Source organism: Novosphingobium sp. 17-62-19, from assembly GCF_002256775.1.
In the GTDB taxonomy this organism is placed as follows: Bacteria; Pseudomonadota; Alphaproteobacteria; order Sphingomonadales; family Sphingomonadaceae; genus Novosphingobium.
This window is the reverse complement of record NZ_NCII01000001.1, coordinates 93,561-109,277: the sequence shown is the minus strand read 5'-3', so window position 1 is coordinate 109,277 and position 15,717 is coordinate 93,561. Positions and strand designations below refer to the sequence as shown.

Annotated in this window: 15 protein-coding genes; 10 read left to right on the top strand and 5 right to left on the bottom strand. The window is 60.8% G+C overall.

Translation table 11 applies throughout. The features are described from left to right. Positions 1–260: 260 nt before the first annotated feature. On the top strand, positions 261–1,010 hold the full coding sequence (locus B7X90_RS00555; RefSeq protein ID WP_292620764.1) for an SDR family oxidoreductase: 750 nt from the start codon (positions 261–263) through the stop codon (positions 1,008–1,010). Between the two features lie 53 nt (positions 1,011–1,063). On the opposite strand, the gene B7X90_RS00550 is transcribed toward B7X90_RS00555, so the two are convergent. The 3 genes from B7X90_RS00550 to B7X90_RS00540 all read right to left on the bottom strand — a co-directional run bounded on the left by B7X90_RS00550 (position 1,064) and on the right by B7X90_RS00540 (position 6,145). After that, entirely contained in the window at positions 1,064–1,861 is a 798-nt protein-coding gene (locus B7X90_RS00550; protein ID WP_292620763.1) for an SDR family NAD(P)-dependent oxidoreductase, read from the bottom strand. Between the two features lie 82 nt (positions 1,862–1,943). Continuing rightward, positions 1,944–4,526 (bottom strand): TonB-dependent receptor, encoded by a 2,583-nt coding sequence (locus tag B7X90_RS00545; protein WP_292620761.1) that lies wholly within the window; start codon positions 4,524–4,526, stop codon positions 1,944–1,946. A 359-nt stretch (positions 4,527–4,885) separates the two neighbouring features. After that, on the bottom strand, positions 4,886–6,145 hold the full coding sequence (locus tag B7X90_RS00540; RefSeq protein WP_292620759.1) for a TetR/AcrR family transcriptional regulator: 1,260 nt from the start codon (positions 6,143–6,145) through the stop codon (positions 4,886–4,888). Between the two features lie 82 nt (positions 6,146–6,227). On the opposite strand from B7X90_RS00540, the gene B7X90_RS00535 reads away from it, so the two are divergent. Beyond that, a complete protein-coding gene (locus B7X90_RS00535; protein WP_292620756.1) occupies positions 6,228–7,082 on the top strand; it encodes a hypothetical protein in 855 nt (284 codons plus the stop codon). Between the two features lie 36 nt (positions 7,083–7,118). Here the strand turns inward: B7X90_RS00535 and B7X90_RS00530 are convergent, their stop codons facing one another. Together B7X90_RS00530 and B7X90_RS00525 are read right to left on the bottom strand one after the other, a co-directional pair. Beyond that, positions 7,119–8,603, bottom strand: a complete 1,485-nt coding sequence (locus B7X90_RS00530) for an NAD(P)/FAD-dependent oxidoreductase (protein WP_292620754.1) — start codon at positions 8,601–8,603, stop codon at positions 7,119–7,121. Positions 8,604–8,689: 86 nt separating this feature from the next. Further along, positions 8,690–9,460: an SDR family oxidoreductase gene (locus B7X90_RS00525; RefSeq protein WP_292620753.1), complete on the bottom strand. Its 771-nt coding sequence runs from the start codon at positions 9,458–9,460 to the stop codon at positions 8,690–8,692. Positions 9,461–9,725: 265 nt separating this feature from the next. Here B7X90_RS00525 and B7X90_RS00520 point away from each other — a divergent pair, with 265 nt between their 5' ends. The 8 genes from B7X90_RS00520 (at position 9,726) to B7X90_RS00485 (ending at position 15,717) form a co-directional block, all read left to right on the top strand. Next, positions 9,726–10,199 (top strand): Lrp/AsnC family transcriptional regulator, encoded by a 474-nt coding sequence (locus B7X90_RS00520; RefSeq protein WP_292620751.1) that lies wholly within the window; start codon positions 9,726–9,728, stop codon positions 10,197–10,199. Between the two features lie 2 nt (positions 10,200–10,201). Next, positions 10,202–10,690: an Lrp/AsnC family transcriptional regulator gene (locus tag B7X90_RS00515; protein WP_292620749.1), complete on the top strand. Its 489-nt coding sequence runs from the start codon at positions 10,202–10,204 to the stop codon at positions 10,688–10,690. 117 nt (positions 10,691–10,807) lie between these two features. Continuing rightward, positions 10,808–11,338, top strand: a complete 531-nt coding sequence (locus tag B7X90_RS00510; RefSeq protein WP_292620747.1) for a flavin reductase family protein — start codon at positions 10,808–10,810, stop codon at positions 11,336–11,338. An 11-nt stretch (positions 11,339–11,349) separates the two neighbouring features. After that, complete coding sequence (locus B7X90_RS00505) at positions 11,350–11,979, top strand: nuclear transport factor 2 family protein (RefSeq protein WP_292620745.1); 630 nt, start codon at positions 11,350–11,352, stop codon at positions 11,977–11,979. A 5-nt stretch (positions 11,980–11,984) separates the two neighbouring features. Next, complete coding sequence (locus B7X90_RS00500; RefSeq protein WP_292620743.1) at positions 11,985–13,058, top strand: alkene reductase; 1,074 nt, start codon at positions 11,985–11,987, stop codon at positions 13,056–13,058. Positions 13,059–13,191: 133 nt separating this feature from the next. Then, a complete protein-coding gene (locus B7X90_RS00495; RefSeq protein ID WP_292620741.1) occupies positions 13,192–13,965 on the top strand; it encodes an SDR family oxidoreductase in 774 nt (257 codons plus the stop codon). 4 nt (positions 13,966–13,969) lie between these two features. Further along, complete coding sequence (locus B7X90_RS00490; RefSeq protein ID WP_292620740.1) at positions 13,970–15,142, top strand: acyl-CoA dehydrogenase family protein; 1,173 nt, start codon at positions 13,970–13,972, stop codon at positions 15,140–15,142. 74 nt (positions 15,143–15,216) lie between these two features. After that, positions 15,217–15,717, top strand: a complete 501-nt coding sequence (locus B7X90_RS00485; RefSeq protein ID WP_292620738.1) for an Lrp/AsnC family transcriptional regulator — start codon at positions 15,217–15,219, stop codon at positions 15,715–15,717.

The window sequence follows — 15,717 nt, the reverse complement described above, 5'->3', positions numbered from 1 at the left end:
TTCTCGACCTCTTCATACGGCCACCACCCCGCCGATGCCCTCACTGCGATAAGCTCATTGCAAAGGCACCTTCGAAAAATCTGCCAAAGTAGTGCTAGGTGCATTTAGGTGCATTTAGGCACTGTTGAGAACGCACGCACGATCGCCGCTTTCAGGCCCAACGAGTTTACGCAAATATGATGCAGAATCACCAATTATGCATTGCTTTACGTATTTTATAACCACATAGTTAGCGCATTAAATAATCGGGAGAGTCTCACATGCAACTTGCCGGAAAAGCCGCCATCGTCACCGGAGGCGCGCGTGGCGTGGCCAAGGGTGTGGCAGCCGCATTTGTCAAAGCCGGAGCAAAGGTCCTGATCGTGGACCGCGAAGCGGACCTTGGCGAAGCGACCGCGCAGGAGCTTGGTGCATTCGGCGAAGTGGCATTCATGGCGGTGGACCTGATGGACCGCGCCGCCCTGCCTGGCATCGTGGACGAAGCGGTGCGCCGATTCGGGCGGCTTGATGTGCTGGTCAACGCGGCGCAGGCATCGCAGCAACTGATGCTGATGGACACGACGACCGAAGCGATGGACCTGGCCTTCGGGACCGGGTTCTGGGCCACGTTCCTGCTGATGCAAGCCGCACAGCCGCATCTTGTTGAAACACAAGGATCGGTCATCAATTTTGGCAGCGGCGCGGGCATTCAGGGGATGGCCACGCAGGCGTCCTATGGCGCGGCGAAAGAGGCGATCCGGTCCTTGTCCAAGACGGCGGCGGTGGAATGGGGCGCGCTGGGCGTGCGCGTGAACATCATCTGCCCGTTTGCCAATTCGCCGGGCGTGGAGATCTGGAAGCAGCACTTCCCCGATGCCTACGCCGATCACATCGCCAAAGTGCCGATGCGCCGGATTGGCGATTGCGAGACGGATATTGGCGCAGCAGCGGTATTTCTTGCCAGCGATTCAGCGGGTTACGTGACGGGACAGACGCTGATGGTGGATGGCGGCCAAGCGCGCCTGTTCTGATAATCGGGACTACCGGTCGGCCTCACTGGGCCGACCGGTAGTCCCCCGAACGCTTATTCTTCAGGCCCAAGATCCGGTGTCCACGGCACGCCGTTGATGTGCCCACCGCCATCGGCAAACAAGGTATTGCCGGTCAGATAGCGCGCATCCTCGCTCGCCAGAAATGCCGCCACGCCGCCGATATCGCTTTCAGGATCGCCCATGCGGCCCATCGGATTGGCCGCCGCGCTAGCCGCTGCAACATCAGGGGCGATTTCGGCAAAGCGGCGGTAAGCGGCTGAGATAGCAGCAGGGCAGATCACGTTCACGCATATGCCGTAAGGTGCCCACTCGCGCGCGGCGGTGCGGGAGTAAGCGCGCACGGCTTCCTTGGCCACGTTATAGTCCGCGCTGCCCATGTGCGCGTTGACGCCGTTGAGCGAGGCCATGTTGATGACGCGGCCCCAGCCCTTTGCCTTCATGTGCGGCAGCGCGCGCTCCATCGCCCACTTGGTGGCATAGAGGCACATCTTCAGCGCATCATCGAAGCGTTCGTCGGTCTTGCGCTCAATGCGCACCGGCCCCTCGCCGCGATAGGCGTTGTTGACGAGAATATCGACCGAACCGAACCGCTCCACGCACAGATCGACCGCGCCGAACACATCATTGCGCAAGGACACATCGCAGCGGATGAAAGCGGCCTGCGCGCCAAGAGCCTGCAATTCATCGGCAACCTGCTGGCCGCGCTCTGCGTCATAATCCGCCACGATCACGCTGGCGCCTTCCTTGGCAAAGCGGCGCGCGATGCCCTGTCCGATGCCATCAGCTGCGCCGGTGATGACGACTGCGCGCCCTTCAAGTTGCCTGCTCATGCCAGATCCTCTCCATTCAGTTGCAAAAAAGGCCGGGGTTTCACGCCCGGCCTTTTTCTCAGTCAGATGGCCGCAGCACCGGTCAGTTGCCGAAGCTGTAGCGCAGGCGCAGGCCGAACATGCGCGGCTCACCGTAGATCACGCTCTGCGCACCGATGGTCTGATAGATGCCGGTGTTCGAGATGATGTAGTTCTTCTTGGTGATGTTGGTGGCAAACAAGCTGAGATCGACAGGGGAGCCAAGGACGCCCTTCCAGTCAATCGTGGCGTTGAGCAGGCCATAGCTTGGCAGCAATACGCCTGGCTCGTTCACCGTGCCATCGGGGAAGAACTCGGTAGAGAACGGTGCGGTAGGCTGCGCATCGGTCCAGTTGTAGCTGAGCAGCAGGCTCAGCTTGCCCACATCGTCGGCCATCGGCAGGCTGAACCGGCCATAGACCGAGACAATGTTTGGCGAGAGATATTGCAGTGGACGGCAGGTCATGTCCGCCCCGGCAAAGGCCTTTGGCGAGGTGATCGACTGTGCGGTGCAATCCCAGACGCCCGAGCTTGAGTCGAACACGAAGGATTTGTACTTGGCATTGAGGTGGCTGTAGTTGCCGCCGAGTTCGATGTTTTCGGTCGGCTGGATCATGGCTTCGACTTCAACGCCTTTGATCGTGGCCGACGCGTTGTTCAAGGTCACAGCGCCATTACCTCCCGTAGCGCGGTTGAAATCGCCCGCTGCGCGCTGGATATTCTTGTAATCCAGCCAGAAGCCATTGACGTTGAAGCGCCCGCGCATCCCACCTGCGTTGAAATCGCTTTTGAAGCCGAGTTCATAATCGGTGACCGTTTCCGGGCCGAAGGTGCGGGTGGAATCAAACACGGCAAAGGTGTTGAAACCGCCAGCCTTGTAGCCGCGCGTGGCCTTGCCATAGACCATGATGTTGTCGTTCGGGCGATAGTCGAGGCCGATCGTCCAGTTGGGCGACGAGCTTTTGAGTTCTGCGCCGAACAGGCAGGTGTTGCGCGGATCGGCGATGGATTGGCTCGGGTTCGGATTGGACTTCCACGAGCACGAGCTTACGAACTGACCGCCACCGGGCAGCGGCGTGAAGTTCCATGCAGTTGCCGTACCTCCGACAGTATCCCAGGTATAGCGATACCCGGCGGTCAGACGCAGCCGATCAAGCGAAGGCGAAAACGCGCCGAAATCAAGCGAGCCTTGCGCATAGAGGGCCTTCGATTCGTTGGTGATGCCGATTTCACTCTGCCCGATCCCGCATCCTGCCAGTGTCGGCCGCGCGCAGACGTTGGTGGAAAAGTAGCGCATCGTGCCGCGAGGGCTTTGCTTGAAGTAGAAACCGCCGACCGTGTAGGTCAGCTTGTCGTTCAGCCCGGTTCCCTGAACCTGCAGTTCCTCGGTTACCTGCTTGTACCAGTCACGCGGCGCGGTCCGGCTCAACTCGGTGTTGCCGTTGTCATAGATCGGCACGGTCGTTCCGTCCTGATCGTTTGCATAATCCGACCTGAGTTCCGAATAGCTGAAGATATTGCGCAGAGTCAGCGTGCTGGACAGTTCGATATCGGTCGTATTGCTGATGCTCCAGGATTCGAGCTTGGCAAAACTGTCGAGGCCGTGCGCGGTCTTGCGGATGCCGCGCTTTTCCTGATCGGCAATCAGATTGGTATAGAGGCTGCAATCGGCAGGGCCGGTGCCCGCGCCGCAGAAATTGAAGTTTGGCGAGATCGCGCCGAGTGGCACGGTCACCCCACCGCCGATCGGGACCGGACGCCTTGCCAGACCGATGAAGTAGTTGGTGTTGAAGTCCTTGGCGATCGAGCCGGTGCCGTTGCTGTGCGACGTGCCGTAATAGGCCAGCGTGTAGTTCGTTACGCCTTCGACCGGTTCGATCCATAGACCGACCCGCGCCATGCGCCAGTGCTGATCGTCGCGATCCTTGTTCCAGTTCGTGTCATAGGTGAACCCGTTGCGATCGCGCGATGCGCCAACCAGACGCAGTCGGACCCTGTCCGAGACGGGAATGTTGAGAACGGCTTCGGTTTCGACCAGCCCGTAATTGCCAAAGCCGGCCTGAGCATACCCCTCAAGTGCATCGGTCGGCTTGGCCGGCGTGAGCAGGATCGCGCCGCCTGTGGTGTTCCGTCCGAACAGTGTGCCCTGCGCACCGGCCAGAACCTGAATGTTGGTGAGATCGACGAAGGTGCCGGGCCCGCCCTGGCCCGAGAGCGTGATCGATGAAAGCAGCGGCACTTCGTTCATGTAGACGACGACGGCGGGCGAGCCCTGGAAAGAGGCGCTCTGCCCGCGGATCGAAGGCGACATCACATCGCGCGAGGCCTGGCCATTGGGGCCGACGACCAACGAAGGCACCGAGGCCTGCAAGTCCTGAAGCTGCGTCAGCCCGCGTTCGCGGATGCTTTCGGCGCTGATAGCGGTGATCGAGATCGGCACGTCCTGCGCGCGCTCTTCGCGGCGGTTGGCGGTGACGATGATTTCCGTGCTGCTGGGCTGTTCAGCTTCCGATGCCTGATCGGGCGCAGCATTTTGTGCAGCAAAAGCGGCTTGCGGCATGGCAACGACGCCAAACGCCACCCCGGCGAGCAGCGCGGCACCGCAGCGGCGCGGCCAGCGTGATTTCATGGTGATCCCTGCAGACATTTTTATCTCCCTCCAAATTCAAACCCGCAACACGACCTGACCAGGTTCGTGCGAAGCCGAGGCACAAGGGATCGCCTGATAAATCAGTGTCCAGACGATGCTGGACCGTCCGCTGAACGCAGACGCAACCTCTTTTCCCGGATTCTATTTGTCGTTGGAGAGCTAGTATCAACTACGCAAACTTAGTGCAATGGATAAATATGATACACTCTTGCGTAATTTATGGCTGACTTAGTTGACCATATGGCCTTTCACCAATGGGCGGGCAGGCAAAATGCTGGTGACAGCGCCAAGTGTTCGATTTCAATGAGATCGTCTGCAAGCGCCCCATAAGCTTGCGCCTTTTTGACGCTGCTGCGTTATGCTGCGTTTCCGTCAGCAAGCCCGTTGAGGAACAAACGTGCGGTGCGCACGGCATGGCGATCGAGCGCTTGGGGCGCTGGACCATGGCCCGATGCGATGGCGCGATTGCCCTGCATGGCAAGCACGATGCCCTGCCGTGCCAGCCAGCGCGAATCGGCGTGGCCTGTGCGCTGGGCAATCCAGACCGACAGTGGGCCGATCCATGGTTCGCGCACTGTATCATGAACAAAGCGCGCCAGCGCCGGATCGCGGCGCGAGGCTGAAATGGCGGCGCGGTGCAGCGCAATGGACACAGGGGCGGTGAGATGTGCGGTTGCCGCGCCAAAGTAGTGCGCGAGCGTTTCCGGTATGCCATCGCCGACCAGTGCAGGCGGCGTGGCCTGGTTGGCCAACTGTGTGGCCAGATCGCGCAGAACGGCATCGAACAGACCTGCCTTGTGGGCGAAGTGGCGGTAGAGTGTGCCACGTCCGACTTTCGCTTCGGCGCCGATCACGCCGAGGCTGGCTGCTTCAAAGCCGTCGCTCAGGAAATGCTGCGCAGCAATATCGATCAGACGACGCAGATGTGGCGCGCGCGTGGGTGCCGGTCCGGCAGTGTGTTCGGGTTCGGGATCCAACAGGGCCGGGGTGGCGGGCATGGCAAGCACGCCCTGCCCGAAGAGCGCGGCAACCCGTGCGGCAAGCGCCGTGCGACGTTCGGGCGGCGGGGGATCGAAACCCATCAGCAATGTTGAGCCTTCAACCGCCAGCGACCCGAAATCCAGCGCATCATCGATAGGGATGTCCCGCAGCACACCCTGTGCGCGGGCAATCCCCTCAATCGCCTCACGTACCGGCTCCATCCGGGCGGCTTGCGCCTGCTGAAGTTCGGCGGCGAAATCGGGCATTCGGCTGCCCAGCCCTGCCGCCAGCCACAGCGGGCTGAGCAGACCGCCGCCCACCGCCGCATCAAGGATAGTCCGAGCGAGGGCGTCTAGTTCCTGCCCCGGCGGCAAAGCTGCGCGGTGGAGCGCCTGTGCGCGGGCGACGAAGCGGTTGGCCATGTCTTCAAGCGCGGCGCGGAACAGCGCCTGCTTATCCACGAAGTGGCGGTAGATCGTCTCCTTGCTGACGCCCGCCTCGCGCGCGATGGCGTCGATGCTCACGCGGTCATAGCCTTCAGCCACGAATGCTGTGCGGGCAGTGTCCAGCAGGTGCGCGACGCGGGGCGGCACCGGTGTTTGCGTATCAGGTTGGACGGCAGAAGCCTCGATCATGCATCGGGCTATAGCAGGTCACCACGGCCTTGCAATTTGCCGAACGGTTCGATACCGTTCGGTGAAACAAGAGGATGAACCGATGGCCGATATGCCCTATCTTGCGCGCGGTGTGATGCCGGTGGAAACGCCTTCGAGCGTGCTCGTCTCGTCATCGAAATATCTCAACAATCCGCGCTTGCGCGATTGGCTGGCGATGATCCTGCTGCGCCGCAACGGCCCGGATATGCCGCCACCTGCCGAGATGTATGCGTTCCTGCCGATCCTTGAGGAACTGCGCGATCATGCGGCGATCGAAGAGATGTTCACGGCAGAACGGCGAGTCAATCCAGATCTGGATGCCTGGTTTTCCGAAGGATTCTATTCGACCTACAGCATCGAGGATTTTGCGCAGTATGCGCCGGGATCGCTTGGCGGGATATTCTATGAGTGGATCACGCAAGGGAACTATGAAATCCAGATCACGCCATGGCGCGAACCCAAAAGCCAGCTGGAATTCTATAACCTGCGGTCGGGCCAGACGCATGATTTTGAACACATACTGTGCGGGGGCGGGTTCAATTTCATGGGGGAGCTGGTGCCCTATTGGTATCGGCTGACCAACGTGTTCAAGTTCATCCAGAACCCTGAATTGGCAGCGGAATTGAGCATGATCCAGATTTTCGGATCGCTGCGCTATACCGTGCGTACGCTGCTGCATTACCCGCAAGTGTGGAACACGTGCACTGATGCAATCCAGCGCGGAATGACGGTGGGCAAGGCCAGCGATGCGCTGTTCATGAAGAAGCTGGAGACGTGCTTCCACCTGCCGCTGGACGAAGCGCGCGCTGCGCTGGGTGTGCGCGGCGCGGTGGATGTAGATACTGAACTGGAAGGCGCGTTCTGGGCAGAACGGGTTCCTGCCGAGGCGCTGGAGCAGCGGGCTGCGGCAGAGTAAGCGCCGCCGCAGCCCCCAAAAGACCAGGCTGGCGGTTCAGGCCGCCACCGGTGCCCGGATCGCGTATTCGGACAGGACCGGCTTGGCCATGGCATCGGCGAAGGCGTCATAGGACCACGGCCAGCTGGCAGGAACGCCCGTGGCATCGAGATACCAGCTGGTGCAGCCTGAACCGAAGATTGTGGTCTTGGCCGCTGCGATGCGCCGTTCTTCATAAGCGTTGTGCGCTTCAACCGTGGGCATGACTGAGGACGCTTCGCCTGTGCGGAGCAGATCTACCAACTGATCGATGTAGTCCCACTGCCGCTCGGCAATGTCGATCAACGAGAAGTTGCCGACCGGTCCGGTTGGCCCGTTCAGCATGAACAGATTGGGGAAGTGCGGCAGGGTGACGGCGTAATGCGCCGTCGGTCGCGTGGCCCAGAAGGTGTCCAGAGTCACGCCACCTTCGCCGGTAACGCCTGCCGGGCGGATGAACTTGTCGGCCTGGAAACCTGTGGCAAGGATCAGCGTATCAAGTTTGTGGAACGTGCCATCGGCCATCCGCACGCCTTTGGGTTCAATGCGCGCAATCTTGCCGGTTTCCACGAAGACGGCGGGGTGCTGCACTTCTTCGTAGTAGCACCACGAATAGATCAGCCGCTTGCAGGCGGCACGATAGTTCGGGCGAAGCTTTTCCTTGAGCTCGGGATCGCGGATCGAGCTTTCGAAGTGCTGGCGGCAGACGTCTTCGATCATCAACATCTGCGGGCCATCAATATCGGTAATGGCATCGGTGAAGCGCTTGATGTTGCCGATATATTCATCGGCAAAGCGGATCGCGTCGATCAGGGCGGGATCGCGGCGGAAGGCTTCGCGCTCTTCATCGGTGTACTGGAATTGCGGGACCGGCATGACCCACTGCGGCGAGCGCTGGAAGTGGACGAGCCGTTCGACCTTCTTGTTGATGGCCGTAACGATCTGGATGCCGGTTGACCCCGAACCGATCAGGCCGACCTTTGCGCCGTCAATCGGTGCGGTATCGTCCCAGCGCGCGGTGTGGAAGGCGGGGCCTTCGAAGCTGTTTAGCCCATCGATTTCGGGCAGGCGCGGATGGTGTAACACGCCCGATGCGGCGATGACCACGTCAAACACTTCGCGCGACCCATCGTTCAGGGTGACCGTCCATTGGCTGGTCGCCGCATCCCAATCGAGTGCGGTGACTTCGGTGTTGAAACGGATGTTGGGAGCTATGCCGTACTTCGCTACGACATGTTCAAAATAGCCCTGCACAGCGGGTCCGGTGGCGTAGTAAGCCTGCCATTCGGGATAAGGTTCGAAGCTGTAGGTATAAGCATGTGCCGGAACGTCGCAGGTCAGGCCGGGATAGCGGTTCTCGCGCCAAGTGCCGCCGATTTTCGCCGCCTTTTCAAACACGACGAAATCCTCACCGCGCTGCTTCAGCTTGATGGCAGCAAGGATGCCCGCCATCCCGGCGCCGATCACGGCATGGCGCAACGTGCGGTTGGTGGTGCCTGTCATGGAATATCCTCTGCCCAAATTCGTTATCGTTGTGCCGCAATCCCACCGCCGCAGATGCGCCGCATCACCCGAAAGGATTATGCGCGTCAGCTGAGCAGCGCGCCGCCGTTGACGTGAATGACCTGACCATTGATCCAGCGGCCATCGTTTGACAGCAGCAGCGCGACCATCGCGGCGATGTCTTCGGCCTTGCCGAGCCGCGTGCTGCGCGTGCCAGCGATACATTGGTCGATAAAATCGGGCGGAACTGCGCCGCCCGCGATCATCTCAGGCGTCATCACAAAGCCGGGCGCAACACAGTTGGCGGTCAGGCCGCGCTTGCCCCATTTGCTGGCGACATGGCGCATCAGCGCGTTGAGGCCGCTTTTCGACGCGGCATAGGAAGGCCGCTCTGGCTCCCCGGCAACCGACGCGCTGGAACTGGTATAGACGATGGCCCCGTGATCGCTTTGCAGCAGATGCGGCAGTGCTGCGCGGGTACATAGCAAATGACCTCGCAGGTTCACCGCCATGGTGCGGTCAAACGTTGCCATATCCAACGAAAGTGCATCGGAATCGTGGAAGATGGTGCGCAGATCAGCCGCGTTGACATGAACACCGTCCAAGCCGCCGAGCCTGGCCACGGCATCGGCAAAGCAAGCGCTGACCGAGTCCTCGTCAGCAATATCAACGGCGAGGGCGTGAGCCTCATGCCCGATTTCAGTCATACGTGCTGCAACCGCCTGTGCTGCGGCCAGGTTGATATCGGCCACGCAAACCCGCGCGCCTTCTGCGCAAAGCCGTTCTACCGTGGCGGCACCAATGCCGGTGCCTGCCCCGATCACGATGATCGCGCGACCGCACATTCGTTGAAGCATTGCCATTCTCCCAAGATTATATACGCAAAATATGCTATATACACACATTAATAACAATTTTACGTATAATCACTGTTATACTATTTCGCATTGCCTTGACAAACATGTCAGCATCACTGCATCCAGCACTGATGAGAAGCTTGGATTGAAGCCAAAGCCGGGTGTTTGGCTGCGGAAAAGGGGAAAATCGCAGTTGACTGCCCGCCCGGTGCTGCGCAAACCCGCGAAGCATTGGCGGCCTGCGCCACCGATCATGCGAGGTTAGATGAGTCAGGTTTTCAGCTTCGATGCGACGGATGTCTCGATCATCCGCGAACTGCGTGCCAATGGCCGTGCCAACAACCAGCAGATCGCCGAAAAGCTGGGGCTGACCGCGACAACTGTGTCCATGCGCATCCGCCGCATGGAAGATGCCAACCAATTGCGCGTGGTGGCGGTGTCAGACTTTTCCGCACACGGCTTCAACGTGCTGCTGCGGATTTCGGTATCGGTCGATGGCCGCCCCGCCTCTGATGTAGCAAACGAGCTGGCCGCGCTGCCCGAAGTGGTCGCCGCGCATATGGTGACGGGCGGATATGACATCGACATGCTGGTAGCACTGCACGATTTCGACGATCTGTCTGATTTCCTGCTCGACAAGCTTTCGGGTGTCCACGGCATCCGCACGCTCACGCCAGCGATCGTCGTCGATATCATCAAGTACAAGTTCGACGTCGCCCCGATTGAAGGAAAGGCCTGACCGTGGCAGCCCCCCAGCTAGACACGCTCGACGCCCAACTGGTCGATATGCTCGGCCGCGATGCGCGTGTTTCCAACCGGCGCATTGCCGCCGAACTCGGCGTGACCGAAGGTACCGTGCGCGGGCGCATCAAGCGGCTGCAACAGGACGGGCTGATCGCCTTTACCGCCATCACCGGCTTCCAGATCGAAAAGCAGGCACGCCTGGCGTTCATCAACGTACAGGCAGAGGTTGATCGGGTACGCGAAGTGGCGCAGGTCATTTCCGATATTCCCAGCGTCAACGCCGTGCTGATCACGATGGGCCAGTTCAACATCACCGCAATGTGCCTGATCGACGATCTCGACGCACTCGTCGAACTCGCATCGGACAAGATCCTTGCCGTCAATGGTGTGCATCACGTTGAAACGTCAATCGCAGTGAAGACAGTAAAATACAACGCCCGCATGGCGAAGATCACCAAGCCAGAAGTTGTCGCCGACGACGATTAAGCAGCCTCCTCCCGCTGGATGCTTTGCATTTGCGTAGAATTGTAGATATACGATAGCGCAAATTATGCATTCCGCACTGGATTCGCCGAATGATCCAGTGCGTGGAGGGGACATCTTTTGCCTGACACCGCCATCGCCGCCTCGCTTTCGCTAAACGCGCAGCTCAAGCAGGTGCTGCGGTTCATGCCTGCACCGGTGGGTATCGTCACCAGTTTCGATCCCGACAACGGGCAGCCTGTGGGCCTTGCCATGTCGGCACTGATGCCGGTGTGCCTTGATCCGCCATCGATGGCGATCTGCGTCAACCGGTCTGGCAGCGCGCACGATGCGATGATCCGCGCCGGGAGGTTTTGCATCAATCTGCTGCACGGCGGGCAGGACGGACATGTTCTGCCTTTCGCCGATCCTGCGGCGCGCGAGGCCCGGTTCACGCAGAGCGACTGGCGGCAGCACGTGCATTCTGCGCACGAAGGCGTGTGGTTCATCGACGATGCGCCCGCCGCAATCTTCTGCACGATCCGCGAGCGCGTGACCTTTGGCACGCATGACCTGCTGGTGGGCGAGGTTGATGATCTGATCACGTCTGGCAGCGATGAAATTCTGGGCTGGGCCAACGGCGCGCTGTGCCGCCCTGCCCCGCTCATTTGAAAGCCTTTATGATGACCGACACTGCCTTGCTTGCCCGTATCGATCGCCTGGAATCGCTGGACGCGATCCGCCAGTTGCCCGCCAAGTATTCGCTCGCGCTCGACATGCGCGATGGCGATGCCTGGGTGAACCTGTTTCCCGAAGATGTGCGCGTCGGCGGAGGCAAAACCGGGCGCAAGGCATTGCGCGACTGGTTTGATGAAACCCATTCGATGCAGTTCGATGGCACCAGCCACCACATCGGCGGCCATGTGATCGACTTTGACGATCCCGATCACGCGCAGGGCGTGGTCTATTCCAAGAACGAGCATGAATGCGGCCCCGAATGGGTCATCATGCAGATGATGTATTTCGATCAGTACGAACGCATCGAAGGCCGCTGGTACTTTCGCCGCCGGTTGCCGCTGTACTGGTATGCCAGCGACCTGAACAAGCCGCCCGTGGGCGATCGCAAGATGCGCTGGCCGGGCGTTGCGCCCTATCACGGCAGTTTCCACGATCTGTTTCCCAGCTGGAAAACCTATTGGGCGCGGCAGGGGCAAGCGCATGATGGGCCGGTTGAACCGCCTGCGCCGCTGGAGAAATTCATCGAGACGATGCGCAAGGGTGCGCCCCTGCCCAAGCCCCGCGTCAGGAGTTGATGGCCGTGAGTGCAGACATTTTCAGCCCTGTGCGCCTGGGTGACATCGATCTTGCCAACCGCGTGGTCATGGCCCCCATGACGCGCGACCGCGCCGGGCCGCTGGACGAACCGACTGACCTGATGGCGGAGTATTACCGCCAGCGCGCGTCGGCGGGGTTGATCATCACCGAGGGCACGCAGCCCTCACCCGCTGGCAAAGGCTATTGGCGCACGCCGGGCATTCATTCGCCTGAGCAGGTAGCGGGTTGGCGCATGGTGGCCGATGCGGTTCACGCTGAGGGCGGGCGGATCGCCATGCAACTGATGCACGTGGGCCGCGCATCGGTGCGGGCGAACAAGGCCGCCGATGCTGAAACCGTGGCCCCCAGCGCGATTGCCAGCCCCGATCCGATCCCCGGCCCCGATGGCGTGCCCGTTCCCACCGAAATGCCACGCGCGCTTGAGAGCCACGAGATTCCGCAAGTTATCGCGCAATACGTGGGCGCTGCGCGCAATGCGGTTGCAGCAGGATTGGACGGCGTAGAATTGCACTGCGCCAGTGGGTATCTGCCGATGCAATTCCTCTCATCCAACTCCAACCAGCGCAGCGACGGCTATGGCGGATCGGCGGAGAACCGGGTGCGGTTTATGGTCGAGACATTGGCGGCGTTGGCTGCGGCCATCGGTTCGGGCCGCGTGGGCTTTCGCATCTGCCCCGGCGTAAAGTTCAACGGCATGGACGATGCCGATCCGGCGGAGACGTATGCCACGTTGCTGCGCGCGGTCGATGGACTGGGCCTTGCTTGGTGCCACCTCATCCACATCCCGAACGACGGTTTTGACGCGCTCGATCTTGTGCGTGCCAACTGGTCCGGCCCGGTAATCGAGAATTGCGGGCTAACGCTGAAAATGGCGCAAGCAGTGATTGCCGAGGGCAAAGCGGATGCGGTGTCTTTCGGCTATGCCTTTATCGGCAATCCCGACCTGGTTGAACGTTTCCGCACCGGTACGCCGCTGGCCAAGGCGGATCGCGGAACGTTTTACACCGGGCATGGCGATGATGCGAAGGGCTACACGGATTATCCTCGCGCCGGATAGGGCCGGATAATTGATTTTTGATCATTTACGTATTTTATATTGCTTTATATTACGCATTAGATTGACACTTGCTGCATTCTCGCCCCATATGCACGCCAAACGTGCATTGGGAGAATCGCAGATGGTGCAGGACATGATCGGGAAGGTGGCTCTCGTCACCGGCGGCAGCGACGGCATTGGCCTCGCCACTGCACGCCTGCTGGTGCAGCGCGGTGCCACGGTTGCCATTTGTGCCCGGCGCGAGGACAAGCTTGAGGCTGCTCGTGCGGAGTTGTCCGCACTCGGCAACGTCGAAGTCCACAAGCTCGACGTGTCCGATGATGCCGCCTTCACCGCGCTGATCGAAGATATTGCCACGGGCCACGGTCGGCTCGACATGCTGGTGAACAATGCGATGTCGGTGCACTACGCGCCTATTTCCAAGCTTTCGCTGGAGCATTGGCGGCAGGATTTTGCGGTCAATGCCGATGCCGTGTTCGTGGGCACCAAGGCGGCGATGAAAGTGATGGCCAAGCAGGAGCTTTCGGGCCGCCAGCGTGGCTCCATCGTCAACATCGCTTCCACTTGCGGCATCCGGGCGATGGCCAATATGGCCAGTTATTCTGCATCCAAGGCCGCGCTCGTGCAGTTCTCAGCCGCAGCCGCGATGGAGGGCGCACCCAAGGGTATCCGTGTGAACGCCATCGTGCCGGGACAGGTCCAGACCGCAGCCACGCAGGACTATGAATCGCACGCGCCTGATCTCGCCAGCGCCACGACCAAGGCCATCCCGATGCAGCGCGGCGGCGACCCGGATGAACTGGCGCAGGCCATCGTGTTCATGCTGTCCGAAGCAGCCAGCTATATCACAGGCACCGCGCTACCGGTCGATGGCGGCAAGGCCGCTCAACTCTATATGCCGGGCTGAGCGGATGAAGCTGGGTTTCTCCGCCGCCGACGAAGCGTTCCGCGCCGAATGTGCCGATTGGTTGCAAGGCCAGATGGCGGGCGAGTTTTCCGATATCAAAGGCGTGACGCAGCTGACCGCCATGCCCGAGCGGCGGCGCGAATGGGAACAGCATCTGGGCGAACACCGCTGGGGCTGCATCGGTTGGCCTGCGCAATGGGGCGGGCGCGATGCTTCGCTGGCGCAACAGGTGATCTTTGCCGAGGAATATGCCCGTGCAGGGATTCCGGGTCGGATCAATCACATCGGTGTGGAACTGGCCGGGCCGACGATCCTGACCTTTGGCACCGATAAACAGAAGCGACGCTTTCTGCCCGATATTGCCGCTGGCCGCACGATCTTCTGCCAGGGCTTTTCGGAGCCGGGCGCCGGATCGGACCTTGCCAGCGTGCGCACCAGGGGCGTGCTTGAGGACGGGCAGTGGGTGGTCAATGGGCAGAAGATCTGGACCAGCCTTGCGCATATCTCAGACTGGATCTTCGTCGTCACCCGCACCGCCGAAGGCACTGCCGGGCCAAAGGGCCTGTCGTTCCTGATGATGGAACTGGACCAGCCCGGCATAGATGTCCGCCCGATCCGCCAGATCAACGGCGATGCCGAATTCAACGAGACGTTCTTTACCGATGCGCGCTGCCCGGAAGACAGCCTGATCGGCGCCCCGGGCGATGGCTGGAAGATTGCGATGGGGCTGCTGGCATTTGAACGCGGTGTTTCCACGCTGGGCCAGCAGATGGGCTTCCGCCATGAGTTCGACGCCATCGTTGCGGCGGCAAAAGCCAACGGCAAGGCGGACGATCCGGTGATCCGCCAGCGCATCGCCAAGGCCAAGATAGGGCTGGATTTGATGCGATATGGCGCGCTGCGGATGCTTTCGAACACCGATCATTCGGCAATCGATGGCGCGGCGCTGACCTACAAGATCCAGTGGGCATCGTGGCGGCGCACGCTGGGCGAACTGGCGATGGACGTGTTGGGGCAGGCAGGCGAAGTGGCAGCAGGTGACGCTTATGACTGGGACATGCTGCCCAACCTCTATCTCTTCAGCCGCGCCGATACGATCTATGGCGGGACCAACCAGATCCAGCGCAACCTGATCGCCGAACGCGGACTTTCGCTCCCGCGTGAACCGCGTGGATGATTGCTTTCTACCCCTTGCTCAGCGAACCTGCGTAATCTAATCGCAGAAATTCACGAAGGACGCTGAGCCGAGGGATGGCGATTTTGAGCGAAGACAAGCCGCAACGCCGCTTGAAAGGCACATCGCTCGACGATACCGACCGCCGCATTGTTGACGTGCTGATGCGCGATGGACGAGCGCAAAGCACCACCATCGGCGAAGAACTTGGCCTGTCCGGCAATCTGGTTTCCAACCGCATCCGCGCGATGGACGCAGCGGGCCTGATGCGCGTGGTGGCTGTGGCTGATCATCGTATCCACGGCTATCGTCTGGTGGCGCGGATACGCCTGCAGGTAACTGGCCGCCCGCCGATAGATGTGGCGCACCAACTGGCGCAGCGCGAAGAAGTGCTGTCTGTCCACATCACATCGGGCCGCTACCCGGTGTCATGCCTCTATGCCTTCCGCAATGCGCGCGAAATGCTGGAGGCAGTGCGGCAGGCTACCGCTGATATTCCGGGTGTGGACGATGTGGATGTTGAGCTGATCAACAACGTCTACCGCTATGTCCCCACCGTTGGCCCGCTCGGAACGTAG

Bases quoted from the DNA above. Each gene is read 5' to 3' on its own strand.
- B7X90_RS00485 (WP_292620738.1), top strand. From the start codon at position 15,217: ATGGCGATTTTGAGCGAAGACAAGCCGCAACGCCGCTTGAAAGGCACA.
- B7X90_RS00530 (WP_292620754.1), bottom strand. From the start codon at position 8,603: ATGACAGGCACCACCAACCGCACGTTGCGCCATGCCGTGATCGGCGCC.
- B7X90_RS00495 (WP_292620741.1), top strand. From the start codon at position 13,192: ATGATCGGGAAGGTGGCTCTCGTCACCGGCGGCAGCGACGGCATTGGC.
- B7X90_RS00525 (WP_292620753.1), bottom strand. From the start codon at position 9,460: ATGCTTCAACGAATGTGCGGTCGCGCGATCATCGTGATCGGGGCAGGC.
- B7X90_RS00540 (WP_292620759.1), bottom strand. From the start codon at position 6,145: ATGATCGAGGCTTCTGCCGTCCAACCTGATACGCAAACACCGGTGCCG.
- B7X90_RS00545 (WP_292620761.1), bottom strand. From the start codon at position 4,526: ATGTCTGCAGGGATCACCATGAAATCACGCTGGCCGCGCCGCTGCGGT.
- B7X90_RS00535 (WP_292620756.1), top strand. From the start codon at position 6,228: ATGGCCGATATGCCCTATCTTGCGCGCGGTGTGATGCCGGTGGAAACG.
- B7X90_RS00555 (WP_292620764.1), top strand. From the start codon at position 261: ATGCAACTTGCCGGAAAAGCCGCCATCGTCACCGGAGGCGCGCGTGGC.
- B7X90_RS00550 (WP_292620763.1), bottom strand. From the start codon at position 1,861: ATGAGCAGGCAACTTGAAGGGCGCGCAGTCGTCATCACCGGCGCAGCT.
- B7X90_RS00505 (WP_292620745.1), top strand. From the start codon at position 11,350: ATGACCGACACTGCCTTGCTTGCCCGTATCGATCGCCTGGAATCGCTG.
- B7X90_RS00490 (WP_292620740.1), top strand. From the start codon at position 13,970: ATGAAGCTGGGTTTCTCCGCCGCCGACGAAGCGTTCCGCGCCGAATGT.
- B7X90_RS00520 (WP_292620751.1), top strand. From the start codon at position 9,726: ATGAGTCAGGTTTTCAGCTTCGATGCGACGGATGTCTCGATCATCCGC.